This is a genomic window from Cyclobacterium plantarum, assembly GCF_011290685.1.
Lineage (GTDB): Bacteria > Bacteroidota > Bacteroidia > Cytophagales > Cyclobacteriaceae > Cyclobacterium > Cyclobacterium plantarum.
This window is the reverse complement of sequence record NZ_JAANYN010000004.1, coordinates 193468-207688: the sequence shown is the minus strand read 5'-3', so window position 1 is coordinate 207688 and position 14221 is coordinate 193468. Positions and strand designations below refer to the sequence as shown.

At 41.3% G+C, this 14221-nt stretch carries 10 protein-coding genes and 1 tRNA gene; 7 read left to right on the top strand and 4 right to left on the bottom strand.

What is annotated here, in order from left to right; translation table 11 throughout:
* The first annotated feature begins 21 nt into the window (after window positions 1-21).
* Together sucC and G9Q97_RS11035 are read left to right on the top strand one after the other, a co-directional pair.
* On the top strand, window positions 22-1236 hold the full coding sequence (sucC, locus tag G9Q97_RS11040; protein ID WP_166146804.1) for an ADP-forming succinate--CoA ligase subunit beta: 1215 nt from the start codon (window positions 22-24) through the stop codon (window positions 1234-1236).
* Between the two features lie 37 nt (window positions 1237-1273).
* A tRNA-Arg gene (locus G9Q97_RS11035) sits at window positions 1274-1347 on the top strand.
* Window positions 1348-1450: 103 nt separating this feature from the next.
* Here G9Q97_RS11035 and G9Q97_RS11030 read toward each other — a convergent pair.
* The gene (locus G9Q97_RS11030; RefSeq protein WP_166146802.1) at window positions 1451-1870 is read right to left on the bottom strand and encodes a helix-turn-helix domain-containing protein; all 420 of its coding nucleotides are present in this window, start codon (window positions 1868-1870) and stop codon (window positions 1451-1453) included.
* A gap of 798 nt (window positions 1871-2668) precedes the next feature.
* Here G9Q97_RS11030 and G9Q97_RS11025 point away from each other — a divergent pair.
* From G9Q97_RS11025 to G9Q97_RS11015, 3 genes are all read left to right on the top strand, one after another.
* Window positions 2669-5176 carry a M56 family metallopeptidase gene (locus G9Q97_RS11025; RefSeq protein ID WP_166146800.1) on the top strand — a complete coding sequence of 836 codons (2508 nt, stop codon included), beginning with the start codon at window positions 2669-2671 and terminating at the stop codon, window positions 5174-5176.
* A 111-nt stretch (window positions 5177-5287) separates the two neighbouring features.
* Complete coding sequence (locus tag G9Q97_RS11020; RefSeq protein ID WP_166146798.1) at window positions 5288-6496, top strand: alpha/beta hydrolase family protein; 1209 nt, start codon at window positions 5288-5290, stop codon at window positions 6494-6496.
* The gene (locus G9Q97_RS11015; RefSeq protein ID WP_166146796.1) at window positions 6489-7616 is read left to right on the top strand and encodes a mannonate dehydratase; all 1128 of its coding nucleotides are present in this window, start codon (window positions 6489-6491) and stop codon (window positions 7614-7616) included. The genes G9Q97_RS11020 and G9Q97_RS11015 overlap by 8 nt, the downstream gene beginning before the upstream one ends.
* 165 nt (window positions 7617-7781) lie before the next feature.
* Here G9Q97_RS11015 and G9Q97_RS11010 read toward each other — a convergent pair whose 3' ends face one another.
* Complete coding sequence (locus tag G9Q97_RS11010; protein ID WP_187357720.1) at window positions 7782-9047, bottom strand: hypothetical protein; 1266 nt, start codon at window positions 9045-9047, stop codon at window positions 7782-7784.
* Between the two features lie 415 nt (window positions 9048-9462).
* Between G9Q97_RS11010 and G9Q97_RS11005 the strand changes: the two genes are divergently transcribed.
* On the top strand, window positions 9463-11028 hold the full coding sequence (locus tag G9Q97_RS11005; RefSeq protein ID WP_166146794.1) for a neutral/alkaline non-lysosomal ceramidase N-terminal domain-containing protein: 1566 nt from the start codon (window positions 9463-9465) through the stop codon (window positions 11026-11028).
* 52 nt (window positions 11029-11080) lie between these two features.
* Window positions 11081-11536 carry a DUF1801 domain-containing protein gene (locus tag G9Q97_RS11000; protein WP_166146792.1) on the top strand — a complete coding sequence of 152 codons (456 nt, stop codon included), beginning with the start codon at window positions 11081-11083 and terminating at the stop codon, window positions 11534-11536.
* Between the two features lie 46 nt (window positions 11537-11582).
* Here the strand turns inward: G9Q97_RS11000 and gap are convergent, their stop codons facing one another.
* A complete protein-coding gene (gene gap, locus G9Q97_RS10995) occupies window positions 11583-12587 on the bottom strand; it encodes a type I glyceraldehyde-3-phosphate dehydrogenase (protein WP_166146790.1) in 1005 nt (334 codons plus the stop codon).
* Between the two features lie 591 nt (window positions 12588-13178).
* Window positions 13179-14216, bottom strand: coding sequence for an aldo/keto reductase (locus G9Q97_RS10990; protein WP_166146788.1), 1038 nt, complete (start codon window positions 14214-14216; stop codon window positions 13179-13181).
* Window positions 14217-14221: the final 5 nt, after the last annotated feature.

Here is a 14221-nt window from a genome sequence, read left to right as displayed (position 1 = left end):
CGGGCAAAAATTTTGACCAGGATGAATATACACGAATATCAAGCAAAGGAAGTTTTAAAATCTTACGGAGTTAAAATTCAGGAAGGTATTGTTGCCGATAGCCCTGAAGCTGCTGTTGAAGCTGCTAAAAAACTGAATGAAGCAACAGGAACTTCCTGGTATGTTCTAAAAGCACAAATCCATGCTGGTGGCAGGGGTAAAGGAGAAATAAAAGAGACCGGCTCACGTGGAGTGGTTTTAGCAAAATCTCTTGAAGAAGTTCCAGAAAAAGCCAAAAATATTTTGAATGGTACATTGGTAACCATACAAACCGGGGAGGAGGGTAAATTCGTTAAAAAATTACTGGTAGCACAGGATGTATATTACCCGGGAGAATTTGAACCAAAAGAATATTATCTCTCCATCTTATTGGACAGGGCCACAGGCAGCAATGTCATTATGGCTTCCACCGAAGGTGGGGTGGATATTGAAGAAGTAGCTGAACACAATCCTGAAAAAATCATAAAGGAATGGGTAGATCCTTCTATGGGAATTCAACCTTACCAGGCAAGAAAAGTTGCTTTTCAATTGGGACTTACAGGCAATGCTTTTAAGGAAATGGTTAAATTTATCATGGCCTTATATGCAGCATATGATGCTACAGATGCCTCACAATTTGAGATAAATCCGGTTTTAAAAACCTCGGATGATCAGATTCTTGCTGTAGATGCTAAAGTTAATCTGGACGACAACGCACTTTTCAGAAACAAAAAGCTTGCTGAAATGAGGGATCTTGATGAAGAAGATCCACTGGAAGTAGAAGCAGGAGAGTCTGGCTTGAATTACGTGAAATTAGATGGTAATGTGGGCTGTATGGTAAATGGTGCAGGTTTGGCCATGGCTACCATGGACATGATCAAACTATCAGGTGGGGAACCTGCTAATTTCCTTGATGTAGGTGGAGGAGCCAATGCACAAACCGTTGAAGCAGGTTTTAGAATCATTTTAAAAGACCCAAAAGTAAAAGCCATTCTTATCAATGTATTTGGCGGAATCGTAAGGTGTGATAGAATTGCTACTGGTGTGGTAGAAGCTTATAAATCCATAGGGGATATTCAAGTTCCAATTATCGTCAGATTACAAGGAACCAATGCGGAAGAGGGAGCCAAAATCATCGATGAGTCTGGTTTGAAGGTTACTTCTGCAATTACCCTGAAAGAAGCGGCAGAAAAAGTACAAAATGTACTGAAAGCCTGAATTAATTTTACTAATATTGCGGCATAATTGTCGGCAGGCACCCGTAGTTCAACTGGATAGAATATCGGATTTCGGCTCCGAGGGTTGAGGGTTCGAATCCTTCCGGGTGTACAAAAAGCCCCCTGCTTTACAGCAGGGGGCTTTTTTCATTCTACTATTTAAAGGGTTTACAACAAAAATCAAGTCAACCACCCTTCGGAATCATTAAATGACTTTAAGATTCCTTGATCCACTTAAACAAGGTCTGGTAGGTCACTCCTGTCTCCTTACTGAATTCTGCTTTGGATTTACCCTCGGCTTCAGCTTTTTTCCAGGCGGCAAGAATATTTGACTTTTCCTGATTAGAGTAAGTTCTTCTTCCTCTCCCCGTGGGTTTATCGCTCTTAACATCCACTCCATATATAAACTGAACAAGGGCTATGAATTTGGATGCTTCGGCTTTGGAGTGAATGCCTAATTCACCAAGATCTGCCAGTGCGGTATCTTTTACATTTTTGGTTACAAAAGGGTGTTTTCCTTTTTTATGCGCTTCATCTATAGAATGAAATACCGTTCCATCAGCATCTTCCATATAGACCACACTGTCTGTTTTTGGAAGGTCTGCATGCTTGCTTAAAAACTCCTGAATTGACATAAAATATTAAATTAAGATTTATTTGATAAATAAAGTTTATAACCGTGTAAGATAACAACAATTTATATATAATTAACAAATACTATACCAAAATTAGCTTTACTTAACTTCATCTTTTGCTTTTTATAAATTATGTTATTGGAATACGGAGATAGTTTTACATATGGTTTCAATATAAAGCTGTAGGCTTTCCATTATCTGTAGTAAAAAATATTCATTGAAAATAAATATAAAACCAGATTAATAAAATCCGGTGGACCAATACTACTTACTCAGGAAAAGGTGGTTTCCTTTCATCTGTTTATAATTTGATTTTTAGCTGTCAGATGCCCGCCCGGATGACGCCAGTCGGACGGGGAATCTCGCTATGATATTCATCCCACTGTGTGACGTTTTCGTCATGCTCGATTTCATGTGTCTATAATTTGTTCTTTAATGGCCACCCCGATTTGTCGCGGCAGGCTATGGAATCTCGCATGGTTGTTAGTCATCCCAGTGTGTGACGACTACGTCATGCTCGATTTCTTCAGTTAAAAAATTTTTAAAAGAAGAAGATGATTAGTTTGGAATTCAAAAACTAAATGGTTAAGTTTATTTTGTATTGCATTTCACTCAAAGGACAAGTCAAAGGAACTGATTTAATCCATTTATTAATTGAAACTAGAATCTTGTAAAACAAAAACGAAAGGGATTGATTGTATACAATCTCCTGTATCTGGACGCCCATCAAAATACCCTGATTCGTACTTATTTTAAAAAGAGGCTCATTCACCAAATCAACCGTTTAAATTAAAAAATATGGCACATCTGATCAATTACATCTGGCAAAGTACTTTTTGCCTGGCTTTTTTTTATGGGTTGTACTGGGTCTTTTTGAAAAATGAAAAGACATTTTTATTGAATAGGATATACTTGTTGGTAACTCCAGTTTTGGCCTTGGCTTTTCCTTTGGTAAAAATCCAGGTGCCTTTTGAAAAACCAAATATTTCTCTTGAAAACACGGCTTTTCTAAAAGCAATACAAACCGATGAGAGCCAGGAAGTTGTCGGTACTTTTGGGCTTCCAGAAATAACTGTTACCGGAAGCAAGCTACCATTGTTGTGGGAAATAACAGATTATCTTTTATTGGGTTATATGGCAATAGTGATGATTTTATTTACCAAGCTATTGTGGCAATATTTTCAGTTACGCCAAATTTTAGAAAGAGGCTGGTACCAGACCAGGTATATTTTAAAAGAAAATTATTTCAAGGTGCCTACCTTTGGTATGGCTCCCGTATTTTCCTTTTTTGATAAGATCTTTTGGGATGAAAATGAAGACCTGACTGAGAATGAAAAAACTCAGATCATCCAACACGAACTGGAACATGTGAAACAAAAGCATACTTACGATGTACTGTATTACCAGTTTCTTAGCATCCTGTTTTGGTTTAACCCCATGATACATCTAATGCGGTTTTCCCTGATAGATTTACATGAATATCAAGCAGATGCATATGTTTTAAAAGAAACGGTCAATAGAGAATCTTACCCCAGATTGCTCGTAAAAATGGCTTTCAAGGGGATTGAACTGCCCATTGGTAATTATTTTATTCGCTCTACCACATTAAAAAGGATCGTAATGATGAAAAGGCCTCATAAGATAAAGTGGTTTAAGTTACTCATGCTATTCCCATTGATGCTTATGCTCTTTGGCCTGGTGTCCATGAAAACAGAAAAGGGAATCACCATGCTCAATCAGTTCAAGACCCAGCCTACGTATTTTTTAAAGAATCAGATATTGGCTGCGCAGGACTCCATTCAGGTTGGTATAAAGGTCAAAAACCTCAAAAATCCGGTTCATTATGAAAGCATCGGCATGCTGGAAAATCAACGGCTAGTGGCACAATTGGGAGAACTTTCCTATGAATTTTCGGGAATACAAAATGAAAACGACTACTTAAGAATTCTACAATTAATCGAATCCTTGCGCAACAACTCGACCTTGGTAAAACAGTATGCAAATGTGCTTCCATTCGACAAGGTGGAAAAAAAACCTGAACCATCGAAGGGCTGGGGAAACTGGTACAGCTATCTGCAAAATCAGGTTCACTTACCACAAGGTGAATTCATTGCCGCATCTGACCCCGTAGAGCTGGAGTTCATTATTGACGGGGATGGTAAAATCAATTACCCCGTCATTAAGAAAAGTTTAAATGGGCTGGTAGATCAACAATTACTGGATGCCATGAAAAGCCCGCATGCCCCCCAATGGAATTCAGGCCAACATAATGGACAGGCTGTGGCTGTAGTGGTCCATACCAAGCTTTATGTATCCTCAAACCCCAATATCAGTTCTGCTACAGATCGCAAGCAAACTACACCTGAACCTGTAAAAAGACAGCAAGCAGCAGCAACCCGGGACGATAAAGTTAATTCGCCTTCTGCCAATTTTGCTTTTGCTAATTTTTCCTTTGCTGCAAAAGATACCAACGATCTGAAATCAGGGGCCATCGCATTAGGTGATGCAGCTAGGGGTTACCTGGTGAGAAAGCTTAAATTTCCGTTTAGTGATAATAAAAACGATCATATTGGCACCGTTTTGGTCCAATTGAGAACAAATATGACGGGAAAGGTAATTCATTACCAAATCCTGGAAAGTCCATCCGCTGCCGCTGAGAAGGAATTGCTTGAGGTGCTGAAAGATATCCCTGCATTGGAGCCTGTTAAGGCTAAAAATGAATACCTTATACTTTTGCCGGTAACTTTTCAGCTTCGGGGTGAAGAATATGGCCTCCCTCCCTCCCAAAAAAATAAGTATGGAGAAGAAATAACCGTCAATGCTTACGCAGATAGCGAAAAAAACAGATTTAAACCGGAACTTCCCCCTTTGACCCAAAAACTACCCCTGAAAATCATTAATAAAAATTACATCAATTTTAATGGGATTACCCTACCGCTAAACATCGGACTTTCGAAAGGTATCGCTAGTCTGACCAGGCATCATCAATGGAACCCTGAAAAGGTGGAAGTTGAACTATATGCTTTCGACGGAGTGAAAATGGGAACTATACAAGAAGTACAGAAAGCCCTTCGGGAAAATGGCATGAATAAAATCCATTATGCTGAACAAATTAATTCAGAACTATTTGACTCCTCCAAACAGCCCTTGTATATTCTTGATGGAGAAGTTCAAACAGATAATCAACTCCTGACCCAAACAAAACCTATAGACATCGAATCCATTTCGGTTTTAAAAAGTAATCAAGTCAATTTATACGGTGAAAAAGCTAAAAATGGAGTAATTATCATCACTACCAAAAAGTAATGTAATCATAAGCCAGTTTTAGTAAGGCCTGCTAAAATATGGGATATACTTTCCTGCATTTTGGCAGGTTTTTTTATATTGCATTTATATAAATCCAACAATCAAATAACCATGCCTAATAAATCGCTTATTGTTTTGAGCCTCCTGTTTTTTTCTTTTTTACATACCCGTGCCCAGGACGAATTCAATTACGACGAATCTCTGGTTCCGGACTATCCCCTACCAGATCCATTCGTTTCACAACAAGGAGAAGTGGTTTCCACTATTAAGGATTGGGAACACCAAAGAAGGGTTGAGATATTGCGCTTGTTTGAGGACAATGTTTACGGTCAAGTTCCCGGAAGTATGGACGAACTCAGTTTCAACCTTGTTTCTGAAGACAAAGAGGCCATGGACGGTAATGCCCATTTGAAAGAAATTGACATCCGGGTAGGGCGCAATGGAGGCTCAATTTCAATGAGGCTGATTCTTTTTATTCCAAAAAGTGCGACTAAACCTGCACCAGTATTTCTATTGATCAACCACCGTGATCCGGAGAATATTGATCCTACCCGAAAAGTGAAAATGGGCTTTTGGCCTGCTGAGGATATTGTTGAAAGGGGATTTGCAGCTGCTACTTTTCATGTAAAGGATGTCTCGGATGACAACAACGACACCTTCAAGGAAGACATCCTTCAAACTTTGTACCCCGAACAACTTGAAATGAAAAATGGCATGAGGGGTCTTGGTGCCTGGGCCTGGGGAGCCATGAGGGCCATGGACTACTTTGAGACTGATCCACAAATTGATGCTAAAAAAGGTGCTGTGGTAGGTCATTCCAGGGGTGGGAAAGCATCTCTCTGGACCGGAGCGCAGGATACCCGCTGGGCCATTACCATTTCCAATAATTCAGGTTGTGGTGGGGCTGCCCTGTCCAGACGAAGGTTTGGGGAAACCGTCAGGCGTATCAATACCAATTTCCCCTATTGGTTTACGGACAATTTTGACCAATACAATGATCAGGAAGACCTTCTGCCTCTTGATCAGCACCTGCTAATTGCCTCCATTGCTCCCAGAGCAGTATATGTAGCGAGTGCTTCCGAAGACCAGTGGGCAGACCCCAAGGGGGAATATCTTTCCCTGGTCCTTGGCACAAGAGTGCATCGGGAAATCTTCCAGATGAATGGCAATTTACCAGCAGATCTTCCAGAAGTGGAATCCCCTGTTCATTTACCTTATGCCGGACATCACATTCGTGAAGGAAAACACAACCTTACTCCCTATGATTGGGAGCAATACATGGATTTTGCGAGCCGTCTTTATGGATTAGCCAATGAGTAAAAACAGAAGATCGTTTTTGAAAAAGGCTGGTGGTCTTGCAGGAATAGGCCTTGCCGGTCCTATGGATCTTCACCTTCCCGGTGCTGTCCGGTCAGCCGCTTACCTTAGAGACCTGGGCATGCAACTCTGTCTGGCATATTTCTGGGGGATTGAGGAATGGAAAACAGCTCTGGCCAGACAAATGGATGTAATGGGTGCAGTAGGAGGAATTAATCCGAATATGGCAGGTCTAAACAGTCAAAAGCCTTGGTCCAGGAAAGTAATTCGGGGAGTAAAGGAAGCATGGAAAAAGGAAGGGCTCACCTTGACCGTTATCGAAGGTCCCCCTTCTTTGGGGACCAGGACAAAATTAGGACTAGAGGGAAGGGATGAAGAAATTTCCAATTTCATCACTTTAATGAAAAACCTGTCTTTGGAAGGAATAGATACCATCTGCTACAATTGGATGCCTGTAATCAGTTGGGCCAGAACCGATATGGAAAGAAAAGGAAGAGGCGGTGCTCTGGTAAGTGCTTTTGATATAGAAGATATTAAAGATAAACCCTTGATCAGTGATTATGGCGAATTGAGTCATGAACGGATGTGGGACAATCTCCAATACTTTTTAGATGCCGTAATACCGGAAGCAGAAAAATATAGAATAAAATTGGCACTTCACCCTGATGATCCTCCCATATCCCATATTCAGGGAATTCCCAGAATAATGACTTCAGTAGATGCCTTCAAAAGGTTGTTGGACATGTACCCCAGTTTCTTCAATGGTATTACTTTTTGTCAGGGAAGTTTTGCTTCAATGGGGGATAAAGATAATGAGGTAGACATACCTTCAGCCATTCGGTATTTTGGTCAAAATGAAGCCATCCATTTTGTCCATTTCAGGGATGTGAAAGGGGATAAGAATAACTTTGAAGAGACCTTCCATGATGAGGGGAAAACAGATATGTTTGCTGCCATGCAGGCCCTGAAAGACCTCAAATTCAGGGGACCCATTCGGCCTGATCATGTGCCCACAATGGCAGGTGACAGCAATGAAAAACCTGGCTACAGTACCATTGGAACATTATATGCCATAGGCTATATCAGGGGCCTGATGGAAGGAGTAGGAAAAAGCAGTCATTGAGAAAACCCAAAATTGCTTGAAATCAGACACTTTGTAGTAGTTTTCAAATTCACCATAGCGGATTTGCCTCCATCTCCAAGCTTCCAGATTTTCATGCAATTCCGCCCTTTTCAGATATTCGAAACTGGTTTCCAAGAAACCAATTGTATGGTCCGGGTTGAACCATCAGGTACCAACTATATCTGAAATATCCAGGTAGTACATCTGCCGGCTGCCTTCATGGGTGGAATCAAAAAACACCCTTCTCCCCTGTTGATCACAACGTGGATGCAGGTCACAACGCCACTCACCTACAAATTGCTCCGGAGAATGAAATTTGCCCAAAACAACCTTTTGATCGCTTGGAATATGGTACAGGTACAAGGTAATATTTCTGTCTTTGTCCGGATAGGTATCATTCAATACCCATTCTTCATTGGTATGAGGCACATAGGTGTTGTGCCCGTTTCTGTCCATGGCCTCCTTACCTATTAACTCCATATCTTCTGTCTTGTCTTTAATTAACCAAAACCCTGCCTGCTTTCCTATGGGACGGGTCCATACAAAAATGTGCTTTGGATCCCTCCATACAAAATGGGAGGAATTTCCAGAAGGGTCAGCCACATAAAGGTCTTTCCCCCGGGTATCCACGGTAATCATACGGGTAATAAATCCTGTCCTTGCCATGACTTGATTCTCCAGAATTTCCGGCCGCCATCGGTGAAGGAACAATATGCGTTTGGAATCAGGGCTTACCAAAAGGTGATTGAACCAATGCCAATTGTCAGAAACATCTTTGCCCAAATGAGGTATTGCTGCCAAATCTGCCAAACTCAATAAATTTTTTATGCGCCCCGTTTTTAAATTCATGGTGTACAGGCCTATTTCATCCGGTGCCTTAACGGATTGGAAAGGATCTGTAACAGCTGCATAGCCATAGCCCGGGCGCAGGTTTTGGATCCTGTTGAAGGCAGTTCCTACCGCATAGTCTCCGTTCGGAGCAAGTGTATATATCGGCCTGGGCAGTATACGGGTAGTTTCATTGCGAACATCATAAATCCGGCTTACATATTGCCCATTTTCAAAATCATTCCAGATTACCTCTTCTGATGAACCGGGAATCCATTGCAACATGCAGGATTGCTGCCAGCTCCAGGCCCCTGATTCTCCAATCTTCTTCCAGTAATTGTCATTTTCCAAATCAATCAATCCAATTTCCAGTTTATCTGTTTCTTTAGGGGACCGTCCCTCAAATCCAACGCGGCATCCCAAAGCAAAGCGACCAGTTGGATCGATTTGCCATTTGTCATAATAACCGAACCAATGCCCCTGTGGACCTTCGGTAATTGGCACAGGCTTATTATACAATGGTGAGGAAATCCATCTAGGGGCAAAACCCATGGAAAAGCTTAGCAGTAAACCGGATTTAACGAAATCTCTTCTATTTATCATCGTTGATTCTTTTGAGTTAATCCAAATATAAGGGTTCCCCCAAATCTTTGCATGATGAATTTTTGGCATAGGTTGGCAATTCTAAATGATTTATTTTGCAGCCATAAACCTTGATAGATTATTGAATAGTTAAAACCATCACGAAATATTGCGAGTTTATTGGCTGTCTCTATCCACTATTTTAGCCTTTCTTTGCTGGAAACAAAACTTCTGAAAAGAATTTTAATGACCTGCGCCAGGACTGGTTAAATTGGTATTTTAACCAATAATTTTCCCATATTAGTGAATTGAAAAGAAAATAAAAAATTTTGAAGATTTGTCAGAAAACGGAATAAATAAAATTTCAATTTCACTTACTGACATTCATTTGGTGGTCCTTTTGGAAAAGAGGTCGTATTATGTATAAATTTTATTAATGAAAACCTGGATAAAATACACCCTGTTCTTTTTGGCATTTGGCCTACTGTTGATTTTTATTTACGGCTCCTATCAGTTCAGGGATCGCCATAAAGGTTATTGGCTGGATCTTAGCATTAAAAATGAACAGGCTTCCGGACTACAGGCCGGATTTGCCAAAATAGATATCAGCCCCGTGGATTTTGATACCTGGACGGATGCCAATGGAGATGCCCGGTTCAATGAGGCAGACGGGGATCAATACCAGGATCTCAACGCAAATGGGAAATTTGACCCGATTTGGATGGCAGGATTTCACCAAAATAAACCTGCAAGCGGTATCAACGATCCATTGTGGGCGAGGAGCATGGTTTTGGATGATGGCAAAACAAAATTAGGTCTTTGCGTCATTGATATGATTGGCTTTGGAAATGATGAGGTCATCAGTTTAAGGAAAAAACTACTGGAAATGACTGATTTGGATCACCTCATCATCAGCAGCACCCATGTTCACTCTTCACCTGATATGATGGGTATGTGGGGGCCTGGCCCATTTACACGAGGGGTGAATAAGAGTTATCAGCAACTGGTTTTTGATGGGATAGAGAAATCCGTGCTTGCTGCCTATAAAAGCCTTAAACCGGCAAAGGTTAAATTTGCCGTTAATGAACGGGACGCAGCACATTTGGTTGGAGACAGCAGAGAACCAATGATCTATGATGCTGCAATACGAATCATGCAGGTACAGGAATTGGAAACAGGCAAAACCCTGGGAATGCTGTTAAATTGGGGCAATCACCCAGAAACCTTATGGGCCGGTAATACCCTGATCAGTGCTGATTTCCCTCATTATTGGCGACATTACATGGAGGAAGGCATACATTTAAAAGATTCCTTGGTTCATCAGGGATTAGGAGGCATTGCAATTTTTTTGAATGGCGCTTTGGGTGGTTTAATGACTACCCGCCCAAATGACCCGGTAACAGATCCTATTACCGGAGAGCAGATCAGCGAAGCATCCATTCAAAAGATTGATGCACAAGGAAAATCATTGGCTAAAATTTCATTTGAAACCATGAAACTTGGAATGGACAGTATTTCTGAAGGAAGTATTGACCTGAGGGCAAAAACTGTTAAATTACCCATGGCAAACAAGTTATTCAGGCTGGCTGCTTTTGTAGGTGTATTCGATCGGGGCTTTGTCGAATGGGGAAAGGTCAGGTCTGAGGTCAATGCCTGGACAATTGGTCCTGCCTCATTTGTCCACGTTCCTGGAGAGCTGTATCCGGAAATTTTAAATGGAGGAGTGGAATCGCCAGATGGCGGTGATTTTGGGATAGATCCGGTAGAAGTCCCGGCTATCAGAAGCCAAATGCCAGGGAAGTACCGGTTTTTCAGTGGTATGTCGAATGACATGATTGGCTATATTGTCCCAAAAAGTCAATGGGATGAAAATCCTCCATTTACCTATGGCAGGGAAAAAGCCCCATATGGGGAAATCAATTCCCTGGGTCCGGAAACGGCTCCCATTTTACACCGCGAAACCCTGAATATCCTGAAAGAGCTCGGGACTTCATTAAAATGACACATCCATGAAATTGATAGAAAAATCTAATCCGTAATTTAATCCAGAGACCATGTCTAAAGCTCCTGACAACATTGCCGCATACCTGGAATCCGTACCTGAAAGCAGGAAAAATGCCTTTACCAAATTGAGAAATACAATCATAAATCATCTTCCTGAAGGTTTTGAAGAAACTATCAGTTATGGGATGATTGGCTATGTGGTTCCACTGGACAAATACCCCAAGGGGTATCATGTCGACCCGAAATTGCCCTTACCCTTTCTAAACCTGGCCAATCAGAAAAATTATATTGCCCTTTACCACCTCGGATTGTATACCAATGAGGCCCTACTGAGCTGGTTCAAAGATGAGTATCCCAAACACAGTAGCAGAAAACTGGACATGGGAAAAAGTTGTATCAGGTTCCGGCAGCCTGATATCATTCCTTATGAGCTCATTGGACAGTTGTTGGAAAAAATATCTTTGGAAGAATGGATCATGAGTTATGAAAAGGGGCGAAAAAAATAGGGTTGAAATAAATTCCAACCCTATTTTCAAATATGGATAGTTAATTTTATTTATTGGCGATATAACTCACCAGGTCCACAACTTTGTTGGAATAGCCCCATTCGTTGTCATACCAGGCCACCAGTTTTACAAACTTATCACTAAGCTGAATACCAGCCCCGGCATCAAAAATAGAGGTACGGGCATCACCAATAAAATCATTGGAAACAACTGCTTCTTCAGTGTATCCAAGGATACCTTTTAAATCTCCTTCAGCTGACTCTTTCATTTTGGCGCAAATCTCTTCGTAAGTTGCTCCTTTTGAAAGCCTGACGGTCAAATCTACTACAGATACATCGGGAGTAGGTACTCTGAATGCCATTCCGGTCAATTTTCCATTCAATTCCGGAATAACCTTTCCAACAGCCTTTGCAGCCCCTGTTGAGGAGGGAATGATGTTTTGACCAGCACCTCTTCCGCCTCTCCAATCTTTGGCTGAGGGTCCGTCTACTGTTTTCTGCGTGGCAGTTGTCGCATGTACTGTAGTCATCAAGCCCTCTTCTATTCCCCAATTGTCATTGACAACCTTTGCCAATGGAGCCAGGCAATTGGTAGTACAAGATGCGTTGGATACAAATGTCATGTCTGAAGTGTAAGAAGATTCGTTAACCCCCATGACAAACATAGGCGTGTCATCTTTGGATGGGGCAGACATTACTACCTTTTTGGCACCGGCATCGATATGCCCCTTGGCACTTTCCTTGGTAAGAAACAAACCGGTGGATTCCACTACGATTTCAGCTCCCACATCCGACCATTTCAAATCAGAAGGGTTTCTTTCAGAAGTCACGCGGATAGCATTCCCATTGACCACCAATTTACCATTTTCTACGGCTATATCACCCTTGAATTGTCCATGGGTAGAGTCATATTTCAGCATATAGGCGATGTAATCAACATCGATCAGGTCATTGATACCAACAATCTGAATATCATCTCTTTCCTGAGCAGCCCTGAAAACAAGTCTTCCAATTCTACCAAATCCATTGATACCTACTTTGATTTTTTTCATAATGTAGTTGTCTATTCTTTCGTTATAAAAGATTGATTAATATTGAAATGCCCCTGATAATCTTTCAAAATTGAACGATTTATAATTGGTAAAACAGGGATTTCGAATCGTTTATCCAAAATTTTCAATGGTCAAATTTATAAAAATTTAATTTATCATTGAAATTTTGCTTTTGATTAGTTGAAAAAACTTGCCGCTTCACACAAAAGCATTCCGGAAAGAAAATTTGTATTATTTTTGATCTGAACTAAATCAACCAAAGCAAGAAACCGATCAGCTAAGGATTATTTTTGAGGGCAATTCTTTGCATCTGACTAATGTGTCCCTCGGGGTCATCAGGTTCGGTGTGGCAGTAGAAATCAAACTGGCTGATTTTTAAGGACATTCTTAACCCGAACTCACGTTAACAGGATACTTTGCTCATTTCCTGTCAACCGGTATATTGTTTTTTGACCAGAGTTTTTATTTATTTAACTATCCTTGTATATCAATTTATTGCTTTTTACACTTATGGAACCCGAATTCGTGACCCGGCATGGTATCAGAAACACCCTCTGGATCTTGAAGAGACCTCCCCCATCTTTGGATCAATTAAACCTTGTAATATTCGACCAAATTACCGTCAAAACCAGCAACCTTTTCTACCAATTTGTTCCTGGTAGCGGTATCAAAGGCTTTGAAATTCCTGGCAAGTCCAATTTTTTCCTCAAGCATTTCTGCATTATCGGCACCAGTGATCAACACACTAATTGGCAATGACCAGGAAAAATAAACGGCTTCTGCTACTGTTAAGGCATTGGGGATGATTTTTGGTTTGTCACCATGGTTGAAATGGGAAGTTCCTCCAAAAAAACCACCATTGGCAAGCGTCTTCATGGCCATGGGTGCCATTTTCTTTTCTACCAGTTTGGGCATCACATTCGTAATGAAACTCTTATAATTCGGATCAAATGCGTTAATTGGCATTTGACATGCCTGAAGCAGATCAGTACTGTCTAACATCCGGAGGTGGGCATTGTAATCAGAATGCCCAGAGAAGCCCACGTACCTCACCTTTCCGCTCTCCTGAGCCTTCCTAACCACATCCAACACTCCGTTTTGTATCCTTCCATCCACATCACCCGGGCTGGTCACGGCATGAATCAACCACAGGTCCAGATAATCCGTTTTCATGCGTTTCAGGGTACCATCCAGATGGGCTTCAGCTGTACTGCCATTCCTGGCGGTGGTTTTGCTTTGAATAAAAGCGACATCCCTGTATTTGGGTGTCAGGAACTGCCCATATCTACGTTCTCCGGTACCGTTTCCATAAGACTCCGCATTATCAAAAAACCTTATTCCCCCTGCAATTGCCGTTTCAATCGTTTTCTCAGCTTCCAATTCCGACATTCTTGCGATATGGGCACCTCCCAATCCAAGCATGGTCACGGCCTCACCAGTACTTCCAAATTTTCGCTGCGGAAGTAAATCCCCCCATTTATCCTTCAAAATAAATTTCCCCATTTTGGTTTGCTCAGATATGTCAGCCCCATGCAAGTCTGAAAAATGCATGGGCAACATAATACCTGCGGTCAGACCTGCAAGTGATTTTAAGAAGGAGCGCCTTTTTTTGTCATTTCCGGTATTCATTTTTC

Coding starts and splice junctions, on each gene's coding strand:
- G9Q97_RS11015 (WP_166146796.1), top strand. CDS start 6,489: ATGAGTAAAAACAGAAGATCGTTTTTGAAAAAGGCTGGTGGTCTTGCA.
- G9Q97_RS11005 (WP_166146794.1), top strand. CDS start 9,463: ATGAAAACCTGGATAAAATACACCCTGTTCTTTTTGGCATTTGGCCTA.
- G9Q97_RS11010 (WP_187357720.1), bottom strand. CDS start 9,047: ATGATAAATAGAAGAGATTTCGTTAAATCCGGTTTACTGCTAAGCTTT.
- G9Q97_RS11030 (WP_166146802.1), bottom strand. CDS start 1,870: ATGTCAATTCAGGAGTTTTTAAGCAAGCATGCAGACCTTCCAAAAACA.
- G9Q97_RS11000 (WP_166146792.1), top strand. CDS start 11,081: ATGTCTAAAGCTCCTGACAACATTGCCGCATACCTGGAATCCGTACCT.
- gap (WP_166146790.1), bottom strand. CDS start 12,587: ATGAAAAAAATCAAAGTAGGTATCAATGGATTTGGTAGAATTGGAAGA.
- G9Q97_RS11020 (WP_166146798.1), top strand. CDS start 5,288: ATGCCTAATAAATCGCTTATTGTTTTGAGCCTCCTGTTTTTTTCTTTT.
- sucC (WP_166146804.1), top strand. CDS start 22: ATGAATATACACGAATATCAAGCAAAGGAAGTTTTAAAATCTTACGGA.
- G9Q97_RS11025 (WP_166146800.1), top strand. CDS start 2,669: ATGGCACATCTGATCAATTACATCTGGCAAAGTACTTTTTGCCTGGCT.
- G9Q97_RS10990 (WP_166146788.1), bottom strand. CDS start 14,216: ATGAATACCGGAAATGACAAAAAAAGGCGCTCCTTCTTAAAATCACTT.